Raw genomic sequence first — 26879 nt, forward strand, 5'->3', positions numbered from 1 at the left:
GCTCACGTACCGATCGCCGGTCAGGCGCTCGGCAGCTCCCAGGAGTGCACCGGCTCGTTCGCCATCATCCCCTCGATGTAGCGCGCGAGCATCTCGCGCAGCGCCTTGTCCCGGGTCAGGCCCTGTGCCTCCAGCCGGCTCACGCAGTCGGTCTGCCACGACGCCCCGTTGACGCCTCGGATGCAGCGCTGCTCGATGATCGACAGGTACCGGTCGCGCACGGCTGCCGACACGCCCCACCGGTCGAGACCGTCGTGTGCCATCGGCAGCAGTCGTCGCAGGACCAGCTCGGTCGAGGGAACCTCGCCGAAGCCGGGCCAGTACGTGCGGCTGTCGATGCCGAGGCGGGCGCCCTCCTCGAAGTTCGACTCCGCCGCGGAGAAGCTCATCCGGGTCCAGACCGGCCGGTCCTCCTCCGCCAGGACCCGCAGGGTGCCGTAGTAGAAGGCGGCGTTGGCGAGCACGTCGGCGATGCTGGGCCCGGCGGGCAGGACGCGGTTCTCGACGCGCAGGTGCGGCAGGCCGCTGACGATGTCGTAGATCGGGCGGTTCCAGCGGTAGACCGTGCCGTTGTGCAGGCGCAGCTCCTTGAGGGCGGGCACCTCGCCACGCTCGAAGACGGTCTCCGGCTCCTCGTCGGAGATCTCCGGCAGCAGCGCCGGGAAGTAGCGGACGTTCTCCTCGAACAGGTCGAAGATCGAGGTGATCCAGCGCTCTCCGAACCACACTCGCGGGCGGACCCCCTGGTTCTTCAGCTCGACCGAGCGCGTGTCGGTCGCCTGGGTGAACAGCGGGATCCGGGTCTCGGCCCAGAGCCGCTGGCCCAGGAAGAAGGGCGAGTTGGCACCGAGCGCGAGCTGCGGGCCGGCCAGCACCTGGGCGGCATTCCAGTGGTCGGCGAACCGCTCGGGCTGGACCTGCAGGTGCAGCTGGATGGACGTGCAGGCAGACTCAGGCGCCAGGCTGTCGGAGTAGCGAGCGATCCGCTCCCCGGTCGGGCCCTCGAGCTCCAGCCAGACGTCCTCGCCACGCGCGTCGAGCACGGCGTTGTTCAGCGCGGCGTACCGGATGTTCTCGCTGATCCAGTCGCCCTCGAAGTGCTCGGGCATGACGGTCGGCAGGATCCCGATGGCGACGATCCCGGTGTGCAGCTCGGCCGCCTTGTCCGATGCGCGGTTGAGCGACTCGCGCAGGTCCGCCTCGAGCTCGAGCGCGGCGTCACCCGGCAGCGGCCGTGGGTGGACGTTGAGCTCGATGTTGTAGCGCGCGAGCTCGGTCTGGTAGTCGGGGTCCGCGATCTGCTCGAGCACGGACTTGTTGTCGAGCTTCGGACCGAGATCCTCGGACACGAGGTTGAGCTCGATCTCGAGACCGGTCATCGGCCGGTCGAACTCGAACTGGCTGTGCCCGAGCATCCGCTCGAACACGTCGAGATCGCGACGCACCTTCTCGCGATACTGCTGCCGCTGCTCGCGTGTGTACCTGGCCTGTTCGACGTCGGCTCCCACGGCACGAGACAACCACACTCGGGCACGCGCCGCGAGAGATTCGCGTCGGTGGTTTCAGTCCTCGAACGCCTCGGGGGGCGGGCACGAGCACACGAGGTTGCGGTCGCCGTAGGCTCCGTCGATCCGGCTCACCGGTGGCCAGTACTTGTCTGCAGCGTGGACACCGACAGGGAAGGCCGCGGCCTTGCGGTCGTAGGGGTGGTCCCACTCCCCCGCGATCACGAGCGAGGTGTGCGGCGCGTGCCGCAGCATGCTGTCGGCCACGGCGACCTCACCTCGCCCGATCGACTCGATCTCCTCGCGGATCGCGATCATGGCGTCGCAGAACCGGTCGAGCTCGTAGAGGTTCTCGGACTCGGTCGGCTCGACCATGAGCGTGCCGGCGACCGGGAAGCTCATGGTCGGCGCGTGGAAGCCGTAGTCGATGAGGCGCTTGGCGACGTCATCGACGGTGACCCCCGTCTCGGCCGTGATCTGGCGCAGGTCCAGGATGCACTCGTGGGCCACGAGCCCGTCGTGTCCGGAGTAGAGCACCGGGTAGTGGTCGCGCAGACGTGCCGCGATGTAGTTGGCCCCGAGGACCGCCATCTGGGTCGCGTGACGCAGGCCGTCACCGCCCATGAGCCGCACGTACGCCCACGAGATCGGCAGGATGCTCGCCGACCCGAACGGGGCTGCGGACACCGGGCCCACGCCGTTCTCCGGGCCCGCCTCGGGGGCGAGCGGGTGGTTCGGCAGGTGTGGGGCCAGGTGAGCGCGGACCGCGACCGGGCCGACGCCGGGGCCGCCCCCGCCGTGCGGGATGCAGAAGGTCTTGTGCAGGTTGAGGTGCGAGACGTCGGCGCCGAACTTGCCGGGCTGGGCGAGCCCGACGAGCGCGTTGAGGTTGGCGCCATCGACATAGACCTGGCCACCGGCGTCATGCACGAGCTCGCAGAGCTCGCTGATGGTGTCCTCGTAGACACCGTGGGTCGAGGGGTAGGTGACCATGATCGCGGCGAGGTCGTCGCGGTGCGCCTCGACCTTGGCCCGGAGGTCGTCGAGGTCGACGGTGCCGCCCTCGGCCGTCTTGACGACGACGACCTTGAGGCCGGCCATGACGGCCGAGGCGGCGTTCGTGCCGTGGGCGCTGGCCGGGATGAGGCACACGCGGCGATGACCTTCTCCGCGCGCCTGGTGGTAGGCGTGGATGGCGAGCAGCCCGGCGAACTCGCCCTGCGAGCCGGCGTTGGGCTGGAGCGAGACGGCGTCGTAGCCGGTGATCTCGCAGAGCCAGCCGGCCAGGTCGTCGATGAGGGCGCGGATGCCCTCGGTCTGGTCTGCCGGCGCGAACGGGTGGAGGTTCGCGAACTCGGGCCACGTGACCGCTTCCATCTCGGTCGTGGCGTTGAGCTTCATCGTGCACGACCCGAGCGGGATCATCCCGCGGTCGAGCGCGAAGTCACGGTCGGCGAGCTTGCGCAGATAACGCAGCATCGCCGTCTCGGAGTGGTGCGAGTGGAAGACGGGGTGGGTCAGGTAGTCGGTCGTCCGCGTCAGCTCGGCGGGGATGCCGCTCGCCTCGTCGGCACCCCAGGCGGCCTTCGCGTCGTCGGCGACCGCGATGCCGAAGGCCGCGAGGACTGCGAGAACCGTTGCGGCAGTGGACGTCTCGTCGAGGCTGAGGGAGATGCGGTCAGCATCGACACGGCGGATGTTCATGCCGCGATCTGCGAAGCCGGAGACGACGGTGTCAGCACGACCGGGCACCGACACCGTGATGGTGTCGAAGAAGGCGGTGGTCTCGACGTCCATGCCTCCCTCGAGCAGAGCCGAGCGCAGGCCGGCGGTGAGCGAGGCCACCCGGCGCGCGATCCGCGCCAGGCCGGCCGGTCCGTGCCACACGGCATACATGCTCGCCATGACGGCTAGGAGCACCTGGGCGGTGCAGATGTTGGAGGTCGCCTTCTCGCGGCGGATGTGCTGCTCGCGCGTCTGCAGCGCCAGACGGTATGCCGGGTGGCTGTCGGCATCGACGGAGACCCCGACGAGGCGGCCGGGCAGCTGACGCTCGAGGCCGCGATGGACCGACATGTAGCCGGCATGCGGGCCGCCGAAGCCCATCGGCACGCCGAACCGCTGCGCGCTGCCGACCGCGATGTCGGCCCCCCACTCCCCTGGCGCCGCGACCAGCGTCAGTGCGAGCAGGTCGGCGCATGCCGTCACGAGGGCGCCGGCGTCGTGTGCCGCCGCGGTGAGGGCTGCCCAGTCGTGCAGGTGACCGGAGGCGTCGGGGTACTGCACCATGACGCCGACAACGGCCTTGCCCTCGGCTGCGACCGCCAGGGACGCCGGGTCCGAGACGCTGCTGAGGTCGGTGACGAGCAGGGGCAGGCCGATCGCCTCGGCACGCGTCTGCATCACCGCGATCGTCTGCGGGAAGACCTGGCGATCGACGAGGACCACGCCGTCAGCGGAAGCCTTGCTGACCCGGCGCATGAGCGACATCGCCTCGGCAGCGGCGGTCGAATCGTCGAGCAGCGACGAGCCGGCCACGTCCAGGCCGGTCAGGTCCGTGACGACCGTCTGGAAGTTGAGCAGGGCCTCGAGCCGACCCTGGGAGATCTCGGGCTGGTACGGCGTGTACGCGGTGTACCAGGCGGGGCTCTCGAGGACGTTGCGACGCACGACCGGCGGTGTCACCGTGCCGTAGTAGCCGAGGCCGATGAGCGAGGTGAGCACGGTGTTGCGCGACGCGTAGCCGCGCAGCTCGTCGATGACGGCGCTCTCGCTGGCCGCCGCCTCGATGCGCAGGGGCGACTCCGAGCGGATCGCGCCCGGGATGGCGCGGTCGGCCATCGCGTCGAGGCTGGGCTGTCCCACGACCTCGAGCATGTGGGCGATGTCGTCACCGTCGGGGCCGACGTGGCGGCCGACGAAGTCGGCCATCGAGGCCGTGCCGTTCGGGCCCTCGGAGAGGGAGCCGAGGGAGTGGGGGGTGGCGAGCTGGTCGAGCGACATTGGGGCTCCTGCGGGTTTGAGCGGACGACACACGCTCCCCGTCTGTCGACGTGACCCCCAGTGGTGCATCGTCTCCAGATGTGCCTCGCCCGCGTGGTCCTGGCGCCTGAGAGGTTCCGGGGATGTTGCCCCTTCGGCGCCTCGCAGCTGCAGCGGCGGCTGCACCCCGAGGACTCTCCCACGCAGGGTCGATCGGCCCTACGAATCTACCAGCCGGGACGCCTCTGGCTGGAATCGCCCGCGGGCGGTCGGGCTCGCTCAGGCCATGCGACGTGCCTGGCGGCGCGCGCCGAGCTCGTCACCGGGGTGGTGGTCGGCCGGCTCGTCCTCCGCACGCTCGCTCGGCAGCTGCGCCAGCTCGCCCTCGACCTCGCGCCACACGCGGCCCACGGCGATGCCGAACACGCCCTGGCCACCCTGGACGAGGTCGATCACCTCGTCGGCGGAGGTGCACTCGTAGACCGAGGCGCCGTCGCTCATCAGGGTGATCTGGGCGAGGTCGTCGACACCCCGCTCCCGCAGGTGCCCGATCGCGATCCGGATCTGCTGCAGCGACACCCCGGTGTCAAGGAGCCGCTTGACGACCTTGAGCACGAGGATGTCTCGGAAGCCGTAGAGCCGCTGGGTGCCAGAGCCGGTGGCGCTGCGCACCGAGGGCTCGACGAGGCCGGTGCGGGCCCAGTAGTCCAGCTGTCGGTAGGTGATGCCGGCCGCCTTGCACGCGGTCGGGCCGCGGTACCCGATGTCGTCAGCCAGCTCCGGAAGGTCGTCGGTGAACAGCAGGCCTTGCGACCCGATCGGAATCGACCGACTGGCCTCGGGCGCGTCCTCGATGGCGGCCATGCCGTCCTCCTCGTGCCTAGCTGCGGGGTTATGCGTGGCGCGCGGCTGCGTCGGCGTCTGGTCGCAGACGACATCCAGATAACTACAGTCGCGTCGTTCTCTTTGACGGTAGGCCGCGACCGTTGGGTCGTCAATCACCGTCGACCTGACGTGCCTGGCGTGTCGCTTTTGAACCGTAAACCTTCAGGTTCACCGTGAAGGTGAGCCTATCGGGCGCCGTCCGACCTGAGGTGCGCCGGCTCACTCCTCACGGTCCGGGTCTGTGCTCGCCGGTCCCTCGAAGTCCTCCGCGGAGACGTGGTCGAGAAACTCCTTGAAGCGCTCGACCTCGTCGTCCTCCTCCGAGGACACGACGATCGCGGCCTCGTCGAGGATCGAGGGCTCGACGAGCACCTTGGAGCCGGTGCGCAGGGCGAGCGCAATCGCATCGCTGGCGCGCGAGCTGATCTCGGACGTGCCGTCGATGATGAGGGCCGCGTGGAAGACGGAGTCCTTGAGCGCCACGATCCGCACCTCGGTCAGCTCGTGACCGAGCGCCGCGAGGATGTCGCGCATTAGGTCGTGCGTCAGCGGGCGCGGGGGCACGACCCCCTGCTGGGCATAGGTGATCGCAGCCGCCTCAGCGGCGCCGATCCAGATCGGGAGATAGCGACCACCGTCGCGCTCGCGCAGCAGCACGATCGGCTGGTTGGTCGGCATCTCGACCCGGACGCCAAGGACATCGACCTCTCTCACGTCTCCACCGTACCCCGCGTCCTTGGGCGACGGGACGCCCTCAACGGGCGAGCCCCGCCTTGACGAGCGCGACGTGCAGCGCGACGCAGGCCGACACGATCTCGGCGGCTCGCTCGTCGCGCGTGCCTCCGCCACGACGCGTGGCCAGAACCTGCTCGACGAGGCCGATCTCGCGGTCCGCGGCCGTCTTGAACGGACGCAGGTGCCGGGGCTCGAGACCGTACTGGCCGAGAGTGCGGGCGGCCGCAGCCACAGCGAGAGACTCGTCGCCATAGTGACCAGTCGCGTCGGCCTGCAGCAGGCCGAAGGTCTCGAGGGCGTTGAACGTGGCCCGGTCGATGCCGGTCGCGTGCCGCAGCTCCGGTCCGGTCAGCGCCACCCGCCGGCGCTCGAGCAGGTCGGCGCCGGTGGGGAGGTCGCGGTCGACCATCATGGGAGGCGCCTTGGGCAGGCCGCCGCCGTTGCCCGAGTCTGCGAGGCCCCGGTCGAGCGCGTCGAGCGCCTCCTTGATCACCTTGAGCGGCCAGTACCGATCCCGCTGTGCCGCAAGGATGTAGCGAAGACGCTTGACGTCTTCGGCGGCATACGTGCGGTAGCCGGCATCGGTGCGATGCGGGTGGACCAGCCCTTCCGCCTCGAGGAAGCGGATCTTCGAGGCCGTGACGTCAGGGAAGTCGGCCTCGAGCGCGGCGAGGACCTTGCCTATCGTCAGGCGGCGCTCGACCGCACCCGGCCCGTCAGCGGCCGTCGCGCGAGTGGTCATCCGGGTCGCGACGTCCGGACGTCAGGCGGCGTAGTAGACGAGCCGGAACTTGCCGATCTGGACCTCGTCGCCCGTGTGGAGCGGGGCCTCCTCGATCCGCTCCCGGTTGACATACGTGCCGTTGAGCGAGCCGGAGTCGCGCACGACATATCCGGTGCCCTGCATGACGAACACCGCGTGCTTGCGCGAGACTGTCACGTCGTCGAGGAAGATGTCGGAGTCAGGGTGACGGCCGGCGGCCACCTCCTGGTCGTCGAGCAGGAAGCGTGCACCCGTGTTGGGGCCACGCAGCACGACGAGCAGGGCGGTGCCGGGGCGCAGCGCCTCGATCGTCGCCTGGTCCTCGGCCGTCAGGCCTCTGGGGTCGAGGGACTCGACGTGCTCCGTCTCTGCGGGAACGCCTTGGAACCGCATGGTGCGGGGTTCGACATTCATGTCGTCGGGGTCGGGCAGGTCGCTCGACATGCGGTCCTCCTCTGTCATGTGGGCTCGGTGGTCGCGGGCACCGGGATCCGGGCCGGGTTTCGCACACCACTGTAGTTGACCAGGCGTCGCCGGCAGCGGGCAGCGCCCCCGCGGCTCCGCGCGGTCAGGACAGGGTCGCCGTGTATGCCGTGGCGTCCATGAGCCCATCGACGGACGACGCGTCCGCCAGGCGGAGCTCGAACATCCAGCCCTCACCGTAGGGGTCCGAGTTGATCAGCTCGGGCGAGCCGTCGAGCGCCGCGTTGGTCGCGGTCACCTCGCCGGCGAGCGGGGCGTAGACGTCGCTGACCGACTTCGTCGACTCCACCTCACCGCAGGCGTCGCCGACGGCGACCGTGTCTCCGACCGCGGGGAGCGACACGTAGACGACGTCGCCGAGAGCATCCTGCGCAAAGGAGGTGATCCCGATCCGGACCACGCCGTCGTCGCCGACGCGCACCCATTCGTGGTCGGTCGTGTAACGCAGGTCGGAGGGGTACTCGAGGTCGCTCATGTCGCTCCTTCGTGGTACGGCCGGGATCCGGCCTTGGTGGGTCCTGTTGTGCGGAAGAGGTCTGGGCCAGGCCCGACAGCCGGTGTCGACAGCCCTCGCGGCGACCGGACCGGCAAGGGAGAGGATGCCACGACCGGGCCGCCCACGCCTCGACTGGTGTCGAACTCCTGAAGCCGCAAGCGTGGGGTCCGCATCGTCACTCCACCGGCTTCGCGTTCTTCAGCTCTGTCGGCGTGTGTGTCGAGGTGATCTCGACGAGGTTGGACTCTGCGATCGAGGCGTTGGCCCCCTTCTGACGCACCGTCTCCACGATGCCGCCGGGGATCGTCATCGCCGACGAAAGGGTCTTGGAGTCCCCGATCACGGTGATGACGAGCGGTCGGCTGACTGTCTTGCTGTCGACGACGATCTCGCCGTCGCGATCGCCGACGAACGACGACCCCACGACGCGCACCCCGCCCACGTCGATCGCCTCGGCGCCTGCGTCCCGAAGCTCCTGGATGATGTCGAGCACGATCGGCGCGGTGACCTGGCTGTCCGGATCGCTGATCCGCAAGGTGATGCCCGGGCCCTTGGCCGGGATCGTTCCGGCGAGGATCCCGAGCGTGTCGACTCGCTTCTGAGCCTGCTGGAGCGCCTCGGCGGTCGTGCCCGTGCCGCTCTTGAGCCGGTCACGGGTGGCCTCGAGCTCGCGCACCTGCGAGTCCAGCCGCGATGCACGCAACGACACGTCGTCGAGGACACGGACCAGGTCCGTCTGGCTGAGCTCGTCGAGCCCGCGCTGGTTCGTCAGCTGCACCTGCGCCGCGATGCCCGCCCCCAGCAGCACCGCCAGGAGCGCCACGAGCAGGTTGCCGCGGGTCGCACGCGGCTTGGACATCTTCAGCAGGCGCCCCCAGGCAGCCTTGCCCTCCACGGAATGCCGTTCGACTGGTTCCCGCTCGCCCGCCGCCGCGGCGAACTCGTCGAAGTCGGTCCCGGTCGAGGCCGGAGCCGCGGGACGAGAAGCCGCTGTGGCCGGGTCCGTTGCAACGAGGGCGGCGAGGCCGTTCGCAGCGGGCTCGGCGGTCGCAGCTGGCTCGGCGGGCTCGGCCGTCTCCTCGGGCTCGGCCGTCTCCGCCGCATCTGTCTCCGGCGCCAGGACCGGAGTCTGGTCTCGCAGCGGCGTCGCCGGCGTCCCGGGGCGTCCGTCAGCAGGCAGCTCGTCGCCCGACGACACGTCAGGCTCCTCCGCGACCGGCTCGGGCTGGTCCGCGACGGGCTGGGGCTGGTCCGCGATGGGCTGGGGCTGGTCCGCGACGGGCTCGGGCTCCTCCGCGAGGGGCTCGGCCTCGTCCGCGACTGGCTCGGGCTCCTCCGCGAGGGGCTCGGCCTCCTCCGCGACTGGCTCGGGCTGGTCAGCGACTGGCTCGGGCTGGTCAGCGACGGGCTCGGGCTGGTCAGCGACGGGCTCGGCCTCGTCCGCCTGGTGGTCACCGCCGGCAGACTCGTCGAGCTCGTCCGAAGCCGCATCAGCGGCGATCGCCGGCTGGTCCTTGGACTGGTCCCCGCGCTGGTCCTCGCGCTGGTCCTCGCGCTGGTCCTCGGACTCAGGCTCGGCAGCCGGCAGAGCGGCTTGGGTCGGGGCGTTCGCCTGCGCCCCTTCTTCGGCTGCTCCCTCGGCCTCCTGCTCGACGGGCCCCTCGGGGTTCCAGTAGTCCTCGTCGTGGTCGGAGCCGACGTCGGGCTGGACCGCATCGGTCGGTGGGGTCGTGCTGCTGCCCGGCCGGCCAGGGGGTCGGGTGGCTCGCTTCCTCGCTCTCCTCGCCACAGTCAGGCCTTGAAGAGGTGCCGTCGGATCGAGGCCACGTTCGAGAAGATGCGGACTCCGAGGACGACCACGACGCCGGTCGACAGCTGAGCGCCGACGCCGAGCTGGTCGCCGAGGAAGACGATGAAGGCGGCGACGACGACGTTCGACAGGAACGACACCACGAAGACCTTGTCGTTGAAGATCCCGTCGAGCACGGCGCGCAGGGCCCCGAAGACAGCGTCGAGCGCCGCGATGACGGCGATCGGCAGGTACGGCTGGAGCCACACGGGCACGGCCGGGTTGAGGAAGATGCCGATCGCGAGTCCCGCCAGCAGACCGAAGACTGGGATCACGACGTGCTCTCCTGACTGGGGGTTGCCTTGGGGGTGGTGGATCCCGCCGGCTGACGTTTGCTGCTCTGGCCGGTCGTGCTGGTCGAACCGGTCGATGAGCCGGAGACGCTCGGGACGCTCGGCGGCTGTGAGCCTACGGTGTCGTGCAGGGGCTTGGCGACCTCGAGGCGTGCGGCCGAGTCACCCGGGACGGTGAGCGAGTCGGCGGCCGCCAGCGAGGAGCGGATCTTGTACTGGTGAGTCAGCTCGGAGAGGTACACCCCGGCGAAAGACGGCTCGAAGAGCTGCTGCATCGCGTTGGCGTCGCCGAGCGCGGTGATCACGTAGGGACGGGAGAGCGGGCGGAAGTCGACGATGATCGCGCGACCGGCGAACCGGATCGCCGCGGTCGAGCTGAGCCGGTGCCCGTTGATCGAGATCGCCTCGGCCCCGGCACCCCAAAGCCCGTTGACGATGATCTGCAGGTCGCCTGAGGTGACCTGCCCCTGCTGGAAGTCGCTGCTCGGCCGAGACCCGGCGTTGCCGTCGACCTCGGTCGACGGCGCGTCGTCGATGGTCAGCGTGAGCCCCGGGCCGGTCAGGGGAACGGCCGCGGCGTCCACCTCGAGCTGCTTGATCGTGCCACTGAGGTCGGCACTACCGGACTGCGTCAGAGCGAGCGCCTCGTAGTCGCTGACCTGCTTGCTGACTGCCGCGATCCGCGCCTCTTGGTCCGTCGAGTGCTTCTGGAAGGCCTCGATGCGCGATACGAGCTGCTGCTTGAGCGCGGCGGCGGCAGTCGGCTTCGGACGCAACGACTGCGCTGCGACGGCGAACAAGAATCCAGTGAGGATCGCGAGCAGGACGACGAGGGCTGTGCGAGTCGAGGTCGCCCTGGGGAGGCCGGCAGCCTCGCGTCGGTCAGCGGCGTCCTGGTAGCCCGGGTCGAGCGGGCGCTCGAGCATAGAGGTGAGCAGCGTCATCGACTCGTCCGGGCGACGCCCCTGCTGCGTCACGGCGTCACCACCCGCTTGCGGCCGGCCAGCACGATCCTGGCGTGGACGGCATACAGCACCGCGGCGAGCCAGTAGAGGGCCAGGCCCCACCACGCGAAGCCCCAGCCGACCGGACGCGCAAGGTCGCCGATCCAGTCGTCCCGCTGGGCCAGGAGCAGCAGGGGGAACGCGTAGAGCAGGTTGAAGGTCGCCGCCTTGCCGACGTAGTGGACCGGGAGGCCGAGCTGGCCGCGGCTGCGCAGGTAAAGCAGCATCAGACCCATGACGACCTCGCGGGCCACGAGCGCGATGACGAACCAGAGCGGGATGATGTCGCGCCAGAGCAGCCCGATGAGGGTCGTCAGGATGTAGAGCCGGTCCGCTATCGGGTCGAGGAACTGCCCGAGGCGGCTCTCCATGTTGAACCGGCGGGCGATCTTGCCGTCGAGGTAGTCGGTGACGCCCGACAGTGCGAGCACGAGCAGGGCCAGCCCGTCGCGCTCGCTGAGGATCGCCCAGAGAAAGACCGGGACCCCGAGCAGACGAAGGACGGACAGCACGTTGGGGATGGTCAGCAGGCGCTCGGACACCACGTGTTCACGCTCGTCCGGCACCTTGTCGGGCACCTTTTCCGGCACCTTGTCCACCTCCACGGCGGCAAGCCTAACTGCCATGGGGTCCCTCGGCCCAAAGCGGACCGCATCCATCCGGACACGAAGTCACACTGTCGCAATTCACCCGTGGCACACTCTGCTCCATGCCCGGCGGACCGCACCACAGTCATGCCCATGGCGCTCACGAGGCCGAGAGCACGGTGAGCGTCGGCGTTGTCGCCCGGGTGGCCCTGACGCTGTTCCTCGGCGTGGCTCTCGCGGTCACCATCTTCGGCGTGGTCCGGCTGTGGCCGGACGCCAGCAAGGCGACCACGATCAAGACCAGCGACTTCGCGGCGCCGGGGGCGACGTTCCCGACGGCCGAGGTGCTCAAGGTGCTGCCGGTGTGCACCGGCAAGGACGCACAGACGGGCGCGCCGCCTGCTGCCGGGCAGGGCGGCGATGTCGTCGAAGCGGGCACCAGGTGCGGCGCGATCACCGTGCAGCTGGAGCAGCCCACCGCGACCTCGGGTGACGTCCACCCGACGGTGTCGGTGTCCGTGCCGCCCGCGATCTCGGTGTCGGGGCTTCGCGAGGGCGACACGGTCATGCTCTTGCGGATCCCGGCCCAGGACAGCCAGCCCGAGGCCTACTCCTTCCTGCAGGTCCAGCGAGGGGCGCCGCTGTCGCTGATGTTCGTGCTCTTCGTGCTCGTGGTGGCACTCGTTGCGCGCTGGCGCGGCATCCTGGCCCTCGTCGGTCTCGCGTTCGGCGGCCTTGTCGTCGTCAAGTTCATGCTCCCTGCGCTGCTTGCCGGGGAGTCGGGGCTGCTCGTGGCGGTCGTCGGGTCAGCCTTGATCATGTTCGTCGTCCTCTACCTGGCCCATGGCCTGTCCATCCGGACCAGCACCGCATTGGCAGGGACCCTGATCGGGGTGGCGATCACCGCCGTACTGGGAGTGCTGGCGGTGGACCTGGCCCGGCTCAGCGGTGTGGCGAGCGACGAGGGCGCGACGCTGGTGTCTTTCGCCCAGAACCTCAGCCCTCAGGAGCTGCTCACCTCTGCGATCATCGTCGCGGGCCTGGGTGTGCTCAACGACGTGACCATCACCCAGTCCTCGGCGGTGTGGGAGCTTCGGTCCGCGGCGCCGTCCATGGGTCGTCGTGAGCTCTTCCGGTCCGGGATGCGGATCGGCCGCGACCACATCGCCTCGACGATATACACCATCGTCTTCGCGTACGCCGGCGCTGCTCTGCCCGTGCTGCTGCTCCTGTTCATCTATGAGCGGCCCGTTCTCGACCTGATCCAGACCGAGTCGCTCTCTGAGGAGATCGTCCGCACGCTGGCGAGCGCGATCGGCCTGGTTCTCGCGGTCCCGATGACCACCGCCATCGCGGCCCTGACTGTCGGAGCTGCCAAGGCAGCCCCGGAGTCCGAGCCTGCTCGCGCCGACCAGGGACACGTCGAGCACGACCCGTATGAGGACCTGAGCCCCTACGACGCCTACGGGCGACGGCAGGTGGGGCCGACCGCTGAGGACCTCGTGCGTTCGGCGAGCGGTCCTCGCCATCCGGCCACGCGCGCTGAGGCCCGGGCGCGCATGGCGCCCCCCGACTGACCGTCGGCGTATGCCGGGTGGCCCGGCTCGCGGCATACGTTGCAGTTGCTTTAAACCTGCTCCCAGATACCCACTATGCTCCCGGCCATGATCTTGCTCAGGACCCTCGAGGCGTACGCGGACGATCGCGGGAACCGCATCGAGTTCGACGGCCAGGTGAAGTCGGATGTCCGCGTCAAGTTCGTCGGCGTCAACAACACGCTGCGGATCTCGAGCCCGCAGCGGATCGAGCACCTCATCATCGACTTCGACTGCAACGAGGGTCTGGTCGAGATCGGTCCGAGCCAGGGAGTGCCGGCGCTGCGAGCCGCCATCAGGGTCGGTGAGAAGTCCAAGGTCCTGTTCGGCAGCAACGTCTCCACGACGACCAAGGTGGCGATGTCCGCGGCCGAGGGCACGACCATCCGCATCGGCGATGACGTGATGATCGCCTCGGACGTCCAGATCCGTGCCGACGACGGCCACCCGATCTTCGACGTGCGCACCGGCAAGCGGGTCAACCAGTCGCGGTCCATCACGATCGGCAACCACGTGTGGCTCGGCCTCGAGTCGTGCATCCTCGCGGGCGCGTCTATCGGAGACGGCTCGGTCGTCGGTATGCGGTCGATCGTCACGCGCGCCCTGCCCAACAACGTCGTCGCTGCGGGCGTCCCGGCGAAGGTCGTGCGTCGCAACATCTCCTGGGAGCGTCCGCACCTGACGCTCGTGAAGCCGTACAACAAGCCGGATGCCAAGACAGTGAAGAAGTCGCCCTACTGGGCACTGACCGCTGAGGTCGGCCAGACGCCGAAGGTTCACACGATCAGCCAGCGGACCCGGGCCAAGCGGCGGCTGGCTGCGATGCTCAGGGCCGCCAAGGCCTCGATGTTGATCCGGTTCTGAGACCGTCGCGGCGGTCGCGGCACGATCGGCTCCCGAGAGGCCTTGCCTCGCGGGCCGTGGCCTGCTTCCGTGGAAGCATGTGCCGCTGGATGGTGTACTCAGGGGATCCGCTGCTTGCCGAGGACCTTCTCTTCAAGCCCGAGCACTCGCTCATCGAGCAGAGCCTGCGTTCGCGCATGGGCGCGACGACGACCAACGGGGACGGCTTCGGGATCGGCTGGTACGGCCTCGGCCCGCGGCCGGCGGTGTTCAAGAGCGTCGACCCGGCGTGGAACGACCAGAACCTGCGCGAGCTGACCAGCCAGGTGGAGACCCGGCTGCTGTTCGCGCACGTCCGCGCTTCGACGGGGACGCCGGTGCAGCGCAGCAACTGCCATCCGTTCCGCCATGACAACTGGCTGTGGATGCACAACGGGCTGATCCGCGGGTTCCACGACCTCAAGCGCGACCTGGCGTTCGCGGTGGACCCGGCCCTCTACCCGCACATCGAAGGGTCGACCGACTCGGAGATGCTGTTCTTCCTCGCCCTGACCTTCGGGCTCGAGGACGATCCCATCCGTGGCGTGGCCCGGGCCGTGGGGTTCGTCGAGGACCTCGCCTCCCGCCGCGGCGTCCCCAACCCGGTGCAGGCGACCATGGCGACGAGCGACGGCGAGTCCGTCTGGGCGTTCCGCTACTCGAGCGAGCGCAAGACACGCACGCTGTACCACTCGACTGACGTCACACAGCTTCGGCTGCTGCACCCAGAGGTCGAGCAGCTCAACCGCCTCAGTCCGGAGACGCGCCTGGTCGTGTCGGAGCCGTTGCTCGATCTGCCGGGCGCGTGGCGAGAGGTGCCGGAGTCGTCGGTCGGGATCATCCAGCCCGGCGACGACGAGATCCGGACCTTCGAGCCCGAGCCGCCTGCGCTGGTCGCCTGATCGGCAGATCGCCTGATCGGCGGGTCGCCGGATCGGCAGATCGCGTGATCGCGGCGGCGCGAGCCGCCGTCGCTCTCAGGGGTTTTCGCTCTGGGGCGATCCGCCTTCAGCCGTCCTCGCGACGGGCGACGAGATACATCGGGACGGCAAGGACGCAGACGAGCAGGCTCAGGGCCGCCCAGATCTCGGGTCGGTCGATGGTGTAGCTCCCGATGCTGGCAACGACGGGGTGCCCCCGGTCTTCGCGCGTCCTGGCGTCCTCGAGAACCCACAGGCTGCACGCACCGAGCAGCAGCAGGAGCACCAGGATGGACACGACGGTCGGTCGCACTCCCCCAGCATGACACCCGTGTGCAACCGGCCTGCCGCCAGGCGGCCCTACCGCGCGAGTCCCGGCGCGGCGACTCCTCCGGATGTCGCGTGTGCCCCGGCCGGACTCGTGTGGACCAGGGCGGCATCCAGCCGACGCACGCCTGCGCGAAGCGCCGCCTCGACGGCATGCGCGACCTGATGAGCCCGCACCAGCGTGAGGTCGCGCGAGACCGTCACATCGACCTCGGCCCGCAGCGAGTGGCCGATCCAGCGCATCCGAAGATCACGCACGTCCACCACCCCGGGCACTGCCGCCACCGCTGTCACGGCTGCGGTTACCAGCTCCGGCCCGACGGCATCCATGAGGCGTGCGCCGACCTGCACCGCCGCGGACCGCAGGACGCCCAGGATCGCCAGCGTGATGACCAGGCCGACGACCGGATCGGCGGCGTCCCAGCCGAGAGCTACGCCACCGGCGCCGGCGAGAACGGCCAGACTGGTGAAGCCGTCGGTCCGGGCATGCAGACCATCGGCGACGAGGGCCGCGGACCCGATCCTTCGCCCGACACGGATGCGATATCGCGCCACCAGCTCGTTGCCCGCGAACCCGATGAGCGCCGCGGCCGCAACGAGCCAGAGGCTGCTGACCCGCTGCGGGTCTACGAGCCGCCGGGCCGACTCCCAGGCGGCCAGCAGCCCGGACAGCGCGATCATCGCGACGACGAACAGACCGGCGAGATCCTCCGCACGGCCGTAGCCGTAGGTGAAGCGCCGGGACGCCGCGCGTCGCGCCAGCGAGAAGGCCACGAGCAGCGGCACCGCCGTGAGCGCATCCGCGAAGTTGTGCAACGTGTCGCCGAGCAGCGCGACGGACCCAGACACGCTGACGACGACTGCCTGGAGGGTCGCCGTGACCGCCAGCGCGGCGAGGCTCAGCCAGAGGGCTCGCCGTCCAGCGGCATTCGCCTCGAGTGTCTCGTCGACCTGGTCGGCCGCGTCGTGCGAGTGCAGACCGACGATCTCGCTCGCCGCATGCCTGACCCTGCCCCACAGAGCCCGGTCGTGCACGTGACCCCCGTGATCGCCATGGTCGTGGCCATGGGCGTGGTCGTGGGCGTGGTGGTGGGCGTCCGCCTGGTCATGCCCGTGCGGCCTGCCGGAGGCGGTGTGGTGGTCGTGCGAGTCGGGTCCGGGCATGTGACCATGTTACCTGCGTATATGTGAAGGTAATCAGGCAGTAGGGTTGTGGAGTGCATGATGCCATCCCGAACATCACGATGCCGCAGGACCACCAGGCCCAGCTCGCGGCGGACTCGTTCCGGATGCTGGCCGACCCGACCCGCGTCAAGCTCCTGTGGGCTCTGCTCCAGGGTGAGTCATCCGTGTCCTGCCTCGCCGACCTGGCCGGGGTCTCGGCGACGTCGGTCAGCCAGCACCTGGCCAAGCTCCGCCTGGCCGGTTTGGTGCAGACGCGGCGTGAGGGCACGTTCGTCTACTACACCGCGGCCGACACGCACGTTCGGACGTTGCTCGCCGAGGCACTGTCCCACGCCGACCACGAGATCCACGACCTCGGCCCGGAGCACAGCCACCGCCACAGCGTGCCAGGGGTCTAGCCGGCTCGGCCCGGCCCGGCCCGGCCCGGCTCAGCCCGGCCTGCTTCAGCCCGGCCAGGTTCGGCGACTCAGCGGTGGTTGACCGTCCGGTCGATGACGACAGCGACGACGACACTCATGGCGACGACGAATACGGCGAACATGACTCGGGCACCCCTCGGTCCGGATCTGTGTTGTGGCTCAACGGGCTACAGAGCATCCTGAGGCGCCTGTGATACCTGCGGCGCACGAGATCCGGCACTCGCTCCGCGCGCGAATCCGTCAGTCGGACGGTCGCCGAAGTCCGGACGGGCCGCGGTGTAGTCGCTGAAGAGCAGGGGCGAGGAGATCATCAGGTCCGCGCTGGCCACGTTGCACGCCACCGGGGTGTTCCACACCGCCGCCACGCGGAGAAGCGCCTTCACGTCCGGGTCGTGGGGCTGGGGCTCGAGCGGGTCCCAGAAGAAGATGAGCAGGTCGATGGTGCCCTCGGCGATGCGCGCTCCGATCTGCTGGTCGCCCCCGACCGGTCCGCTGAGGAGCCTGGTCACGGGAAGGCCGAGCTCGAACTGAAGGAGCGTGCCCGTCGTCCCGGTCGCGTACAGCCGGTGTGCTGCGAGCGTGTCGCTGTTGAACGCTGCCCAGGCCAGCAGGTCGGGTTTCTTGTTGTCGTGGGCCACCAAGGCGATTCCGCGCTGCGTCATGTCACTCCGTCCTGCCTATGGCACACGTGCTGGACGTTGCCATCGTCCGTGGCCGACATGACATCCGTGTTGCGCGGCAGTGAGCACCTCGTTGCAATAGGTGTTCGGTGCCCGCTGGCACTCGACTGTCGACCATCTGGCGTGTTGTTGCGGTCACACGTCGACGAACTGCCCCACGACTGAACATCTGGTCGACTGTGGTGACCCGGAGCCGTGCTCGTGCGCCGTCAGAGGAGGCGCCCGAGCGGGCCGAGATCGATGTTGAGGTCATCCGTGGTGAGTCCGAAGTGGTCGCGGAGCTCACTCATCTTCTCGTCGAGCAGCATGAGCGTCGTCCCGAGACGCTCGACCTGGTCGTCGCTGAGATCACCGGCCTCCATCCGCCGGACCGCCTGCTTCTCCATCAGCTGACGCACCAGCTCGACGAGAGTCAGGACGAGCTGGACGAGACCCTTCTCGACGGACTCCGGGTCAACCAGGACGCGATCCGCGCTCTCACTCATGCGACCACTCCCTCGGCGAAGCTGAACGCCGGGAACGGACCTGTGACGGTCGCCGCACGACTCTCGGCTCCCGAAGCCCAGTCGCGGACGGCGTCACGAAGGGAAGCCTGATCGCCTTGTGCCACAAGGCAAGCCAGCCGGATCTCGGCATCTCCGCGCAGGGCTCGAACCGCACGGCAGAAGGGGTTGACCACGTCGGTCATGACCTGCCCGAGCTCCACCTCAGCGCGATGCTCGGCGGCACGGCGCTCCAGATAGGCACGCCCTGTCGGCGCTGGGTCGGGCGGGACGGACCGAGCGGGATCCAAGAACCCCTGCCGCGAGGCGTGGACGATCAGCTCGCCATGGCCCGCCACCTGCCTCAGCCGAGCAACCCACTCCCCCGCCTCGCGGGCGACCAGGTCGTCGAGGTCGGACTCGTCGGCCACGAGAGTGCCGTAGCGCATCGGCAGCACTGCCGCGCCCTTAGCGAGAGTGATGAGCCGGGCGCCGAAGTCCAGCAGTGCCTCCCTGCTGGCGTCAGGGCGCTCTGCGACCTGCTCGCAGACCACAGAGACCTCGTCCCCTCCGGCGATCTGGAGGCCCGTCGACTCAGCCCAGGCGGTGACGAAGGGATCCGGTCGACCCGGCACGACGGCATACAGAAGGAGCATGCTCACGACCTCGGCTCATGGCTTTCTCGGCTCCCGAGTGCCGGTCCGGCCACGCGGGCCGGTGCGAGGACAAGCCGGAGGCCGAGGTAGACGAGGTCGACGTCGGCGACCGACAGGAGGATGTCTCCCGTCACCACGACGCCACCGTCGATGAGGCGGTCGACGAGGTCCACGAGTGCGACATCCTGCGTCGCGGACGAGCGCTGCACGGTCATGCCGGCGACTCCACGGCCTCGGCAACGAACCCGTATGCCGGCCACGGCCCTGTGCACTCCACGGTCAGGCGCTCGTCGCTGAGTCTCGCGCCCAGGCGAGCTACGTTCTCAAGGAACGGGTCCACCTCGGCGCGGGCCACGAGGTACGAGGCGTTGAGCAGCATCGGCTCTGGACGTCCCGACATCGCGCGGTCCTGAACCCGGTGCAGGTGGGCGCGCTTCGAGTAGGCCGCCACGGTCTGGTGGAGGGCGTCCGCGGCCGACTCCTCCAGCAGCGGATGGCCGGACCGCCGACGGGACTCATCGGCCCTCTGCTGCAGATAGTCCCGCCCGCTGCGGGGATGTGGGCTTGCCGACTCCTCCGAGTCCAGCGTCGCTGCGGCCTCCGGCTCGCCGCTGCCGAACACGTGCAGCCCCATCTCGACGTGGCCCTCGACGAGCGCCAGCGCGGCGGCCAGGCTGGGCTCGGCCTGTCGCAGTGCGGCTTGGAGTCGCGGGAGGTCGTCATGGATGCCCGGCAGACGCAACGGCACGACGGTGGTCTGCTCCACCACCCGCTGGAGCACCTCGTGGTGAGCGGTGGCGACCTCCTGAAGCCACGGCAGGTCCTCCGCGTGCTCGGCCCACGCCCGGGCGCCGAAGCGTGCCGCGTCGAGCGTGCTGACGACGGCGTCGAAGGGACCGATCGCCGTGATGGTGACCGGCTGTCCGTCAAGGCCGACGGGAAGGGCGGGGTCGGCGCCGCTCGGCACGACTCCGTAGACGTGGACGACCGTCTCGGGGTCGCGAGTGCCGCGCGTCACGACTGCTTCCCGTCCGTGCCGCCCTTGCCCTGCTCGATCGACCGGTGGTTGTCGTCGCCGTTCACAGCGCGGTCACCGTGGCTCACGAACGGGTCACCCTCCCACCAGTTGATGCCCATCTCCCGGGCCCGGTCGACCGACGCGACCATGAGCCGGATCTTGATGGTGAGCAGCTCGATGTCGAGCAGCCGCACCTGGATGTCGCCCACGATGACCACGCCCTTGTCGAGGACGCGTTCGAGGATGTCGGCGAGGTTCTGCCCGCTCGGCGGGGGCGTGCGGGACACGAACGACGGTGAGCTGCGCGCGAGCCCGTCGCCGTGCGCAGATGACTGCCCGGGCGCCTCGGCCCGGGTCGAGCTGTGGCTCTGTGTCTGAGTCATGTTCCCTCCACGTCCGCGCGCAGGTACCGCCGCAGGCGCCGGTAGCCCACGACGTCTCCGTCTGGGTCGATCTGCACCTCATAGCTGGCCATGACATCGGTCGTCTCTGGGACCCTGCCCACCTCGAGGACCTCCACGGTCACGACCCACACGTCGGCGTCCTTGCGGACGCCGGTCACGCCCTCGGCCGGGCACCCGACGAGCTCGCCGATCTCGGCCAGTGCGGTCGCGCCTGCCTTCTTGACAGTCATCCGTTCAGCCACGGTGCGCCTCCTCGTCGATCACCCACCCGCCGGCGTCCCCCTGCGGGGTCCCGAGCAGTCGCTGCACCAGAGCCTCCTCGCGACGCTCAGCCTCCTCGCTGTCGATGAGCCCGGATGCGACCATCACGTCGAGCTCGGCCAGGGCGCGCCGGGTCGCCGCCGGGTCGGACCACTGGCGCTCGGCCTCCCGCTGGATCTGGCCGGCCACCCAGACCACCTCGCGCACAGGCGCGAGGGGCAGGGTGAGCAGTCCGGTGATCAAGCCCACGCGAGCTCACCGGCCTGGGCAGGCTCCAGGAAGGAGTAGGGCGGTTGCGGCCCCACGTAGCGGACCTGCGAGGAGCCTTGCTGCTCAATGAGACTCACGGCCAGGTCGAACTTGTCCCTCGTTCGGCGGTCGACGAGGAAGGCCGCGTTCACGGCCTCCCACTCACCGGTTGCCTCGTTCTCGGCCACGGCCCGCGCAAGCGGCGCCAGCCGTTCGAGCACCGCGTGCCGCTGCTGCTCGCGGATCTCGGCGACCTCCAAGGACACCTCCCGCCCGAGCTCGACGAGCTCGTCCGTGGCGGCCACGGAGCGTCCGGAAGCGGTCATCCGCTCACGCGCCTCTCGCACGTCGGGTCGCCGGGCCAGCACCTCTCGCAGCGCGAGCTCCTCGGGGACCGACACCCGGACCGTCACCTGCTGCAGGCCCTCGAACGTTCTCAGCAGGTGTCGGAGCACGTCCCTCTGCCCGTTCAGGACGCGACGGCATACGTTGTCGTCGTCGTCCAGCACGATGCCGAAACGCGCCGGGATGACGGTCTCCGCCTCGGCGCAGGCCTCGAGCACATGGGCGTGCGCGAGCAGGTCCTGGCGCCGGGGCGCGACGTCCGAGTCGACGTCGCCGACGAGGGCCGCAAGGTCGTCGTCGACCACGAGCCGGGGCGACGTGCCTCCCCGGCCGTCGATGCCGTCCGGCACCACCGCGCTCGACCACATCACACCGTAGAGGTGCACTTCCACGCGTCAGCCTTCCTTGGACGACGAACGCCGCTGGCTGGTGGACCGTGAGCGCGACGCGGTCTGCTTGCGTGCGGACCGCGTGCGGCTCCCCCGTCCGCTGTCCTCGTCCTCGTCCTCGTCCTTGTCGTCGTCATCGTCCCCGCCCGGCAGGATGTCGTGCAGCTTGTCCTTGGCGCCCTCGATCGCCCCGGACGTCTTGCCCTTGGCGCCGGACTCGGTCACGTTCTCGACGAGCTCAGGGATGCCGCTGGTCTCGGTCTCGCGCAGGTCGAGACGGTTCACGGCCTCCGCGAAACGCAGGTAGGTGTCGACGCTCGCGACGACGATGCGCGCGTCCACGGTGAGCAGCTCGATGCCCACCAGGGACACCCGGACGTAGGCGTCGATAACCAGGCCCTTGTCGAGGATCACCTCGATGACATCAGCCAGGCTGCTCGGGGCCGGCCTGTCGACGTAGCGGTTGGTCGGTTGCGATGTGACAGTCACGTGTCAGCCTCCTCACACTGCTACTTGGCCGCTGTCGCCGTCTTCGCGGTCGACCCGCGAGACGTCGACTTCCGCGGGGTCGTCTTCTTGGCGGTCGTCTTGGCAGTCGCCTTCTTCGCGGTCGACTTCCTCGGGGCCGCCTTCTTGGCGGTGGACGAGCCGGCGCTCGTCTTGCGGGCGGTGGTCTTCGCAGTCGAGGTCCCGGTGGACTTCGCGGAGCTCGCGGTCTTGGAGGCCGACCCCCCGCCTTCGCGCCCACTCGACGTGCTGGCGCTCGTGGTGCGCCGCGGCGAGGTCCGAGCGGCTGCCGTGCGGCTACGGCCGCTCGAGGACCCGCTGCTCGAGGACCCACTACCTGACGACCCGCTCCGTGACGACCGGCTGCGTGACGACCCGCCGCTCGACGACCCGCCGCTCGACGACCTGCTGGTCGACGACCTTCCGCTGGTCTGCTTGCGGGTGCGTGACTGCGACGAGGACCCGTCTGCCGACGTGGACGAACCCTTGGTGGACCGTGAGCTCGACTTCTTGACCTTGCCGTCGTGGATCTCGCCGTGCCACCCGTCGAGCTCGTCCTGGTGCAGCAACGTCTGGGTTGCGACATGGCGCGCGAAATGCTTGAGCTCCAGCCGAGCCCGGCGGCCTTGGGCGCGCCACAGGTTCCCGGTGTGCTCGAACAGGCCCTTGGGGTGGTACTCGAGGACCATCAGCACCCGCGTCAGGTCAGGAGCCAGCTCATGGAACGTGATCGCACCGTCGACGTGGCCCTTCTGGCCCTGCGACTTCCAGACGATGCGCTCGCCCGGGACCTGGTCGGTGATCGTGGCCGTCCAGCTGCGGTGGGACCAGAAGATCTGCGCCTTCCACGCCAGCTTCTCGTCCTCCTCCTGCGAGACGGTCTCGACCTTCTTCATGAACTTCGGGAAGTCCTCGAACTGCGTCCACTGGTCGTAGGCGACCTGACGGTTCACCGGGACGTCGACGTGCTCGAGGATGTTCGTCACCTTGAGCTTGGCGTTGCTTCCGGACCCACCCATCCCGGTGAGGTTGGAGAACGCGTCCTTGACCTGGTCGGTCACCTTCGATGCGGCACCCTTGAGGCCGGCTTTGACGGGCGAGTCTCCCTTGGCCATGTTCTTGGCCACCTTTCCCCTGGTCGTGCCCTCGGTGATGTCCGAGAGCCGGTCGGTGACCGACCCGATCCGGCCGCTGACCGATGACAGGCCCTTGTGCGTGAGGGCGTGTCCGAAGTCGGCCGCCTCGTCGCGCAGGCGGTCCATCGGCAGCTCCGACAGGAGCCCTGACAGTCCTGACTCGTGTTTCGACGGCTTCATGTCATGCCCTTCCTGGAGCGGCTGCCCGACGACGCCGAGCGGCTCGTCGCGGCTCGGGTGCCTCGTCCGGCTCGTCCTGGTCCTCGTCCTGCTCGTCCTGCTCGTCGTACTCGTCCTCAGCCTCGGCCTCGTCCTCGGGGTCGCCCTCGTCCTCCGACCCCTCGTCGTCGTACTCGTCGTCCTCGTATTCGTCTACAGGCTCGTCGTCCTCGTCCTCAGGCTCGTCGTCGTACTCGTCCTCTGGCTCCTCCGCCTCCTCGGACTCGTCGTCGTACTCGTCCTCAGGCTCGTCGTACTCGTCCTCGGGCTGGTCGTCGGCCTCGTCGCCGGCGCTCTTTGACGCCTTCTCGCCACGGAGGCCGGCGCTGCGGTCGCTGATCCGGTCACTGATCTTGTCGATCTGCCCGGCCGCGGCCGAGATGGCGGCCGCCCGGAGAGTCTCGGTGAGCTGCTTGCCGATCTGCTCGGTCAGCTTGGACGCTTCGGGGCCGGAGAGCAGGCCCCCAGTGCCCTTCTGCAGCAGCTGAGCACCCTTGGAGCGAACGTTGCCGTTCGCCAAGGCGGACCCGACGACGAGCGCGAGTCGCAGTTTCTTGAAGCGGCCCAGGGCGTATCCGGCCAGAACCGCCGCCCCGACCCGGGTAGTGGTGGACATTCCGGGCTCCTTCCCAACGAAAACACGTGTTGCACTTGCAGTGAGGACTACCCCGCCCCCCCGCCGCGCTAACACGCGTCGCCGTTCGCGACCCGGCGCAGGGCCGAGCGCGACCCATCGTCCTGGCTCCTGGAACGGGTGCCCAGATCAGTGGTTGCGCAAGGCTGAGATGAGCTGAGACTTGCTCATCTTCGAGCGCCCGCTGATGCCGATCTCGCGAGCCCGCCGGAGCAGCTGGTCCTTGGTCATCTCGTCGTAGTCGCTCGCCTTGCCGCCCTTGCGGCCCACGCTCGAGCGCGACGTGTTGGACGCGGCGTTGGAGATGCGCGCCGCCTTCTCCTTGCTCGCCCCCTCGTCCCGAAGGGACTCGTAGAGGTGCTTGTCCTTGACCGAAGGACCCGGGTCTTTGCCTGGCATCTGACGCCTCCTCGAAACGTGTCTGACATCGGACGCTGTACCCAGATCCGACGCCATACCTGTTGCTTCTGAGAACCTCGCCGGCCCGGTATGACCAGTTTGCGCCACCCGGTGACTTTCGACCTCCGAGCGGCACATGGCCCCAACGTCCTTGAGTAGCAATGCTTTTCGTATGCCGTGTCGCGACCTTCGGCACAGCGGTCGTTGCGCAGGTCCTCGAAGGATGGGATGGTCGAGATACCAGAGCGGTACAACCTCGCGCCGACTCCGTCATCCGAACCGACCGGAGACAGTCATGGCGCAGCCACTCGACCACCATCCCCGTTTCACGCATCGCGACTCTCGCACCGAGCGCCTCTTCGAGGAGCTGGTCCACGCGACCGACGAGAGATCGGCAAGCCGGACCTTTGAGCGAATCACCCTGCTGTACCTCGACCTGTGCGAGACCATGGCCGGCCGCTACGCGGGCCGCGGGATCGACCACGACGACCTGGTCCAGGTGGCGCGACTGGCTCTGGTCAAGGCCATCCGGCGTTACCGCCCAGGTAACGGACCGTCGTTCGCGGCATACGCCGTGCCCACAGTCTCTGGCGAGCTCAAACGACACTTCCGCGACCGCGGGTGGATGGTGCGCCCACCGCGGCGAGTGCAGGAGCTCCGCGCGAACCTCTCCGCCGAACGCGAGCGCATCGAGCAGGAGCTCGGCCACACCCCTGATGACGCCGAGCTCGCCGAAGCGGTCGACACCACCCGGGACGAGGTGAGGGAGGCCACCACGGCGATGAGCAACTACCGCCCGCTGTCCCTCGACTGCTCTCCCACCGACGACGACAAGCCCGCCCTCACCGACGTGCTTGCGTGTCCGGACGAGGCCCTCGAGAGTGCAGACGACCGGGTCTGTCTGTCGCTGGCTCTGGGAGAGCTCGACCAGCTCGACCGTGAGCTCCTGCTCATGAGGTTCGTCGAGTGCCGCACACAACGTGAGATCGGTGAGGTGCGTGGCATGACCCAGATGCAGGTGTCTCGAAAGCTCCGTGACATCACCCGGCGGCTCGCCGACCGCCTCACGCTCGACGACGGCTTCACCCCGGTGACAACGGCGAGCTAGGCGCTATGGCCGGGTCGCGGCCGGAGGGACGGCAGCGACCCGGTGTCCGCGACCTCGCCGGCGACGTCACGCAGCTTCCTGTTGCTGTTCTGGCTGGCCAGGCGGAGCAGGTCGAAGGCCTGCTCGCGGCTCACGTGGTGTGTCGCCATGAGGACCCCCATCGCCATGCCGATCTCACGGCTGCTTCGTAGCGCTTGCTCGAGGTTGTCGATCTTGTGCCGGTTCGCGACGAGCGCGGCCGTCAGCGCGCCGTGCGTGGCGACCATGAGTCCCACCATGACCGCCTCGTCGCTGAAGGCATCCACCTCGTCGGAGTACAGGTTCAGGCCGTCGATCGAGTCGTCCACCTCGACGGACAAGCGGTAGGAGACCATGCTCCGAATCCCCAGCTCGGCCGAGACTCGACGTCCGTACTCCGGCCAGCGCACGTCCTGGCGCAGGTCACGAGGCCGATAGATGGCGTCGTCCACGATGGCATCCACGCAGGGACCAGACCCCACGGCGTACTGGATCGCGTCGGCGAGCCGGGCCGTCTCGCCGGTGGACACGACCGTCGAGAACGTGTTCTTGTGCAGGCTGGTGATGCTGGCCCATCTGGTACCGCTGACCCGTTCGACTGCCGTGTCGACGACGGCCTGAAGCGTCGGACCAGCGTCACGTGCGCCCACTTGAGCGCCGATGTCGGCGAACGACTCCGCGAGTGCGCGAAGGTCCCCTGTCATGGGTCCGGCCCCGACCGGATTGTTGGTCATGACGCACCCACCTCCTGCGTCGGACATCTCTCACGATAGTCCCGATCGCGCAGGACGTACCCGCCACCGATCGGGCACGACTCGCCCTGAGGCCGGCCAGATATGGCCGGGGAGCGCAGGCTTGTTTGACGGGCGCTACACGGGGTATCGGCAGGACATGAGCCGCGCAGTCGCCGACCCTGCCAGCGCGCACATGGCCACGAGGGTCGTTGGCTGCGCGGTGGGCGTTGCAACTGGATGCGTCGCGTCCGCGGGATGCACGGGCGGGGTGCGGACGCGACGCCGATCCCGGCCATCTAGGGGGGAGCCGGGAGACGGTCGAGCAATGATGTTGCCCCTCACGCCCTGCCGTCAGCAGTTCTATACCCCTCGCAGAAGACCTCAAACGACGCCGGAACAAATTCCTGATCCTGCGCCGCGCCGCGGGCCCTCGTGTGAGCCCGCGGCGTGAGGGTATTCACGGACTGGCGACATCGTTGCCCTTCAAACCGCAGGGGCGGCGGTGTCGTCCGATGGACCGTGCTCGCGGGTCTGCGGACCGTGCGCGACCGACGTCGTGAGGTACCGGGTCGCCTGAGAGCCGGACACCCTCGTCGAGTGAGCAGGTCGTGCCGTTTGTCACGCGCAGGTGACGCGTGTGACGACGTGCTCACTCGACTGTGAGGATGGCGTCGCGGCCTGGTTGGTGGTGGGCTGTGTTCGACGATCCCGGGCGTGACTCTTCACTCGA

At 69.2% G+C, this 26879-nt stretch carries 32 protein-coding genes and 1 riboswitch; of the genes, 5 read left to right on the plus strand and 27 right to left on the minus strand.

What is annotated here, in order from left to right; genetic code table 11:
• Positions 1-20: 20 nt before the first annotated feature.
• From ACYVLP_RS19750 to ACYVLP_RS19800, 11 genes are all read right to left on the minus strand, one after another.
• Positions 21-1508, minus strand: coding sequence for a glutamate--cysteine ligase (locus ACYVLP_RS19750; RefSeq protein ID WP_460629024.1), 1488 nt, complete (start codon positions 1506-1508; stop codon positions 21-23).
• A gap of 54 nt (positions 1509-1562) precedes the next feature.
• Positions 1563-4508: an aminomethyl-transferring glycine dehydrogenase gene (gene gcvP / locus ACYVLP_RS19755; RefSeq protein WP_460629025.1), complete on the minus strand. Its 2946-nt coding sequence runs from the start codon at positions 4506-4508 to the stop codon at positions 1563-1565.
• An 84-nt stretch (positions 4509-4592) separates the two neighbouring features.
• A riboswitch (glycine riboswitch) is annotated at positions 4593-4699 on the minus strand.
• 67 nt (positions 4700-4766) lie between these two features.
• A complete protein-coding gene (locus ACYVLP_RS19760; protein ID WP_460629026.1) occupies positions 4767-5351 on the minus strand; it encodes a MerR family transcriptional regulator in 585 nt (194 codons plus the stop codon).
• A gap of 240 nt (positions 5352-5591) precedes the next feature.
• The gene (locus ACYVLP_RS19765; RefSeq protein WP_452271550.1) at positions 5592-6086 is read right to left on the minus strand and encodes a bifunctional nuclease family protein; all 495 of its coding nucleotides are present in this window, start codon (positions 6084-6086) and stop codon (positions 5592-5594) included.
• A 40-nt stretch (positions 6087-6126) separates the two neighbouring features.
• Complete coding sequence (gene ftsR / locus ACYVLP_RS19770) at positions 6127-6849, minus strand: transcriptional regulator FtsR (RefSeq protein ID WP_460629027.1); 723 nt, start codon at positions 6847-6849, stop codon at positions 6127-6129.
• A 21-nt stretch (positions 6850-6870) separates the two neighbouring features.
• Positions 6871-7314: an FHA domain-containing protein gene (locus ACYVLP_RS19775; RefSeq protein WP_460629028.1), complete on the minus strand. Its 444-nt coding sequence runs from the start codon at positions 7312-7314 to the stop codon at positions 6871-6873.
• Positions 7315-7438: 124 nt separating this feature from the next.
• Entirely contained in the window at positions 7439-7828 is a 390-nt protein-coding gene (gene gcvH, locus ACYVLP_RS19780) for a glycine cleavage system protein GcvH (RefSeq protein ID WP_460629029.1), read from the minus strand.
• 196 nt (positions 7829-8024) lie between these two features.
• Positions 8025-9638 carry a DUF881 domain-containing protein gene (locus ACYVLP_RS19785; RefSeq protein ID WP_460629030.1) on the minus strand — a complete coding sequence of 538 codons (1614 nt, stop codon included), beginning with the start codon at positions 9636-9638 and terminating at the stop codon, positions 8025-8027.
• Positions 9639-9640: 2 nt separating this feature from the next.
• Positions 9641-9973, minus strand: a complete 333-nt coding sequence (locus tag ACYVLP_RS19790) for a small basic family protein (protein WP_452271545.1) — start codon at positions 9971-9973, stop codon at positions 9641-9643.
• Positions 9970-10968 (minus strand): DUF881 domain-containing protein, encoded by a 999-nt coding sequence (locus ACYVLP_RS19795; protein WP_460629031.1) that lies wholly within the window; start codon positions 10966-10968, stop codon positions 9970-9972. The genes ACYVLP_RS19790 and ACYVLP_RS19795 overlap by 4 nt, the downstream gene beginning before the upstream one ends.
• A complete protein-coding gene (locus ACYVLP_RS19800) occupies positions 10965-11594 on the minus strand; it encodes a CDP-alcohol phosphatidyltransferase family protein (RefSeq protein ID WP_460629063.1) in 630 nt (209 codons plus the stop codon). The genes ACYVLP_RS19795 and ACYVLP_RS19800 overlap by 4 nt, the downstream gene beginning before the upstream one ends.
• 110 nt (positions 11595-11704) lie before the next feature.
• Between ACYVLP_RS19800 and ACYVLP_RS19805 the strand changes: the two genes are divergently transcribed.
• From ACYVLP_RS19805 to ACYVLP_RS19815, 3 genes are all read left to right on the plus strand, one after another.
• On the plus strand, positions 11705-13159 hold the full coding sequence (locus tag ACYVLP_RS19805; protein ID WP_460629032.1) for a YibE/F family protein: 1455 nt from the start codon (positions 11705-11707) through the stop codon (positions 13157-13159).
• A gap of 87 nt (positions 13160-13246) precedes the next feature.
• The gene (locus tag ACYVLP_RS19810; RefSeq protein ID WP_460629033.1) at positions 13247-14041 is read left to right on the plus strand and encodes an acyltransferase; all 795 of its coding nucleotides are present in this window, start codon (positions 13247-13249) and stop codon (positions 14039-14041) included.
• 77 nt (positions 14042-14118) lie between these two features.
• Complete coding sequence (locus ACYVLP_RS19815; RefSeq protein WP_460629034.1) at positions 14119-14961, plus strand: class II glutamine amidotransferase; 843 nt, start codon at positions 14119-14121, stop codon at positions 14959-14961.
• A gap of 106 nt (positions 14962-15067) precedes the next feature.
• Here the strand turns inward: ACYVLP_RS19815 and ACYVLP_RS19820 are convergent, their stop codons facing one another.
• Entirely contained in the window at positions 15068-15292 is a 225-nt protein-coding gene (locus ACYVLP_RS19820) for a hypothetical protein (protein ID WP_460629035.1), read from the minus strand.
• A gap of 47 nt (positions 15293-15339) precedes the next feature.
• Positions 15340-16470 carry a cation diffusion facilitator family transporter gene (locus ACYVLP_RS19825; RefSeq protein WP_460629036.1) on the minus strand — a complete coding sequence of 377 codons (1131 nt, stop codon included), beginning with the start codon at positions 16468-16470 and terminating at the stop codon, positions 15340-15342.
• A gap of 53 nt (positions 16471-16523) precedes the next feature.
• On the opposite strand from ACYVLP_RS19825, the gene ACYVLP_RS19830 reads away from it, so the two are divergent.
• Complete coding sequence (locus tag ACYVLP_RS19830) at positions 16524-16889, plus strand: ArsR/SmtB family transcription factor (protein ID WP_460629037.1); 366 nt, start codon at positions 16524-16526, stop codon at positions 16887-16889.
• Positions 16890-17077: 188 nt separating this feature from the next.
• Here ACYVLP_RS19830 and ACYVLP_RS19835 read toward each other — a convergent pair whose 3' ends face one another.
• From ACYVLP_RS19835 to ACYVLP_RS19895, 13 genes are all read right to left on the minus strand, one after another.
• Entirely contained in the window at positions 17078-17572 is a 495-nt protein-coding gene (locus ACYVLP_RS19835; RefSeq protein WP_460629038.1) for a methylglyoxal synthase, read from the minus strand.
• A 227-nt stretch (positions 17573-17799) separates the two neighbouring features.
• On the minus strand, positions 17800-18075 hold the full coding sequence (locus ACYVLP_RS19840; protein WP_460629039.1) for a gas vesicle protein K: 276 nt from the start codon (positions 18073-18075) through the stop codon (positions 17800-17802).
• On the minus strand, positions 18072-18728 hold the full coding sequence (locus ACYVLP_RS19845) for a GvpL/GvpF family gas vesicle protein (protein ID WP_460629064.1): 657 nt from the start codon (positions 18726-18728) through the stop codon (positions 18072-18074). Before ACYVLP_RS19845 ends, ACYVLP_RS19840 begins: the two co-directional genes overlap by 4 nt.
• A 2-nt stretch (positions 18729-18730) precedes the next feature.
• Positions 18731-18943 (minus strand): gas vesicle protein, encoded by a 213-nt coding sequence (locus ACYVLP_RS19850; protein ID WP_460629040.1) that lies wholly within the window; start codon positions 18941-18943, stop codon positions 18731-18733.
• On the minus strand, positions 18940-19746 hold the full coding sequence (locus ACYVLP_RS19855) for a GvpL/GvpF family gas vesicle protein (RefSeq protein WP_460629041.1): 807 nt from the start codon (positions 19744-19746) through the stop codon (positions 18940-18942). The genes ACYVLP_RS19850 and ACYVLP_RS19855 overlap by 4 nt, the downstream gene beginning before the upstream one ends.
• A complete protein-coding gene (locus ACYVLP_RS19860) occupies positions 19743-20129 on the minus strand; it encodes a gas vesicle protein (RefSeq protein ID WP_460629042.1) in 387 nt (128 codons plus the stop codon). Before ACYVLP_RS19860 ends, ACYVLP_RS19855 begins: the two co-directional genes overlap by 4 nt.
• Complete coding sequence (gene gvpO / locus ACYVLP_RS19865) at positions 20126-20392, minus strand: gas vesicle protein GvpO (RefSeq protein ID WP_460629043.1); 267 nt, start codon at positions 20390-20392, stop codon at positions 20126-20128. The genes ACYVLP_RS19860 and gvpO overlap by 4 nt, the downstream gene beginning before the upstream one ends.
• The gene (locus ACYVLP_RS19870; RefSeq protein ID WP_460629044.1) at positions 20385-20660 is read right to left on the minus strand and encodes a gas vesicle protein GvpG; all 276 of its coding nucleotides are present in this window, start codon (positions 20658-20660) and stop codon (positions 20385-20387) included. Before ACYVLP_RS19870 ends, gvpO begins: the two co-directional genes overlap by 8 nt.
• Complete coding sequence (locus tag ACYVLP_RS19875) at positions 20651-21397, minus strand: GvpL/GvpF family gas vesicle protein (RefSeq protein WP_460629045.1); 747 nt, start codon at positions 21395-21397, stop codon at positions 20651-20653. The genes ACYVLP_RS19870 and ACYVLP_RS19875 overlap by 10 nt, the downstream gene beginning before the upstream one ends.
• Positions 21398-21400: 3 nt before the next feature.
• Complete coding sequence (gene gvpJ / locus ACYVLP_RS19880) at positions 21401-21883, minus strand: gas vesicle protein GvpJ (RefSeq protein WP_460629046.1); 483 nt, start codon at positions 21881-21883, stop codon at positions 21401-21403.
• A 20-nt stretch (positions 21884-21903) separates the two neighbouring features.
• Complete coding sequence (locus tag ACYVLP_RS19885) at positions 21904-23217, minus strand: SRPBCC family protein (RefSeq protein WP_460629047.1); 1314 nt, start codon at positions 23215-23217, stop codon at positions 21904-21906.
• Position 23218: 1 nt separating this feature from the next.
• A complete protein-coding gene (locus ACYVLP_RS19890; RefSeq protein ID WP_460629048.1) occupies positions 23219-23872 on the minus strand; it encodes a hypothetical protein in 654 nt (217 codons plus the stop codon).
• A gap of 147 nt (positions 23873-24019) precedes the next feature.
• Positions 24020-24289 carry a DUF7218 family protein gene (locus ACYVLP_RS19895; RefSeq protein ID WP_460629049.1) on the minus strand — a complete coding sequence of 90 codons (270 nt, stop codon included), beginning with the start codon at positions 24287-24289 and terminating at the stop codon, positions 24020-24022.
• A 295-nt stretch (positions 24290-24584) separates the two neighbouring features.
• Here ACYVLP_RS19895 and ACYVLP_RS19900 point away from each other — a divergent pair, with 295 nt between their 5' ends.
• Complete coding sequence (locus ACYVLP_RS19900) at positions 24585-25397, plus strand: sigma-70 family RNA polymerase sigma factor (protein ID WP_460629050.1); 813 nt, start codon at positions 24585-24587, stop codon at positions 25395-25397.
• Here the strand turns inward: ACYVLP_RS19900 and ACYVLP_RS19905 are convergent.
• Entirely contained in the window at positions 25394-26149 is a 756-nt protein-coding gene (locus ACYVLP_RS19905) for an ANTAR domain-containing protein (RefSeq protein ID WP_460629051.1), read from the minus strand. The genes ACYVLP_RS19900 and ACYVLP_RS19905 overlap by 4 nt on opposite strands.
• Positions 26150-26879: the final 730 nt, after the last annotated feature.

The sequence above is a fragment of the Intrasporangium mesophilum genome (assembly GCF_054783095.1).

Excerpts from the sequence above, each read along its gene's own strand:
- ACYVLP_RS19805 (WP_460629032.1), top strand. The coding sequence starts at position 11,705 with ATGCCCGGCGGACCGCACCACAGTCATGCCCATGGCGCTCACGAGGCC.
- ACYVLP_RS19895 (WP_460629049.1), bottom strand. The coding sequence starts at position 24,289 with ATGCCAGGCAAAGACCCGGGTCCTTCGGTCAAGGACAAGCACCTCTAC.
- ACYVLP_RS19900 (WP_460629050.1), top strand. The coding sequence starts at position 24,585 with ATGGCGCAGCCACTCGACCACCATCCCCGTTTCACGCATCGCGACTCT.
- ACYVLP_RS19835 (WP_460629038.1), bottom strand. The coding sequence starts at position 17,572 with ATGACGCAGCGCGGAATCGCCTTGGTGGCCCACGACAACAAGAAACCC.
- ACYVLP_RS19815 (WP_460629034.1), top strand. The coding sequence starts at position 14,119 with ATGTGCCGCTGGATGGTGTACTCAGGGGATCCGCTGCTTGCCGAGGAC.
- ACYVLP_RS19840 (WP_460629039.1), bottom strand. The coding sequence starts at position 18,075 with ATGAGTGAGAGCGCGGATCGCGTCCTGGTTGACCCGGAGTCCGTCGAG.
- ACYVLP_RS19890 (WP_460629048.1), bottom strand. The coding sequence starts at position 23,872 with ATGTCCACCACTACCCGGGTCGGGGCGGCGGTTCTGGCCGGATACGCC.
- ACYVLP_RS19885 (WP_460629047.1), bottom strand. The coding sequence starts at position 23,217 with ATGAAGCCGTCGAAACACGAGTCAGGACTGTCAGGGCTCCTGTCGGAG.
- ACYVLP_RS19850 (WP_460629040.1), bottom strand. The coding sequence starts at position 18,943 with ATGACCGTGCAGCGCTCGTCCGCGACGCAGGATGTCGCACTCGTGGAC.
- gcvP (WP_460629025.1), bottom strand. The coding sequence starts at position 4,508 with ATGTCGCTCGACCAGCTCGCCACCCCCCACTCCCTCGGCTCCCTCTCC.
- gcvH (WP_460629029.1), bottom strand. The coding sequence starts at position 7,828 with ATGAGCGACCTCGAGTACCCCTCCGACCTGCGTTACACGACCGACCAC.
- ACYVLP_RS19905 (WP_460629051.1), bottom strand. The coding sequence starts at position 26,149 with ATGACCAACAATCCGGTCGGGGCCGGACCCATGACAGGGGACCTTCGC.
- ACYVLP_RS19845 (WP_460629064.1), bottom strand. The coding sequence starts at position 18,728 with ATGCTCCTTCTGTATGCCGTCGTGCCGGGTCGACCGGATCCCTTCGTC.
- ACYVLP_RS19810 (WP_460629033.1), top strand. The coding sequence starts at position 13,247 with ATGATCTTGCTCAGGACCCTCGAGGCGTACGCGGACGATCGCGGGAAC.
- ACYVLP_RS19775 (WP_460629028.1), bottom strand. The coding sequence starts at position 7,314 with ATGTCGAGCGACCTGCCCGACCCCGACGACATGAATGTCGAACCCCGC.
- ACYVLP_RS19760 (WP_460629026.1), bottom strand. The coding sequence starts at position 5,351 with ATGGCCGCCATCGAGGACGCGCCCGAGGCCAGTCGGTCGATTCCGATC.
- ACYVLP_RS19825 (WP_460629036.1), bottom strand. The coding sequence starts at position 16,470 with ATGCCCGGACCCGACTCGCACGACCACCACACCGCCTCCGGCAGGCCG.
- ftsR (WP_460629027.1), bottom strand. The coding sequence starts at position 6,849 with ATGACCACTCGCGCGACGGCCGCTGACGGGCCGGGTGCGGTCGAGCGC.
- ACYVLP_RS19860 (WP_460629042.1), bottom strand. The coding sequence starts at position 20,129 with ATGACTCAGACACAGAGCCACAGCTCGACCCGGGCCGAGGCGCCCGGG.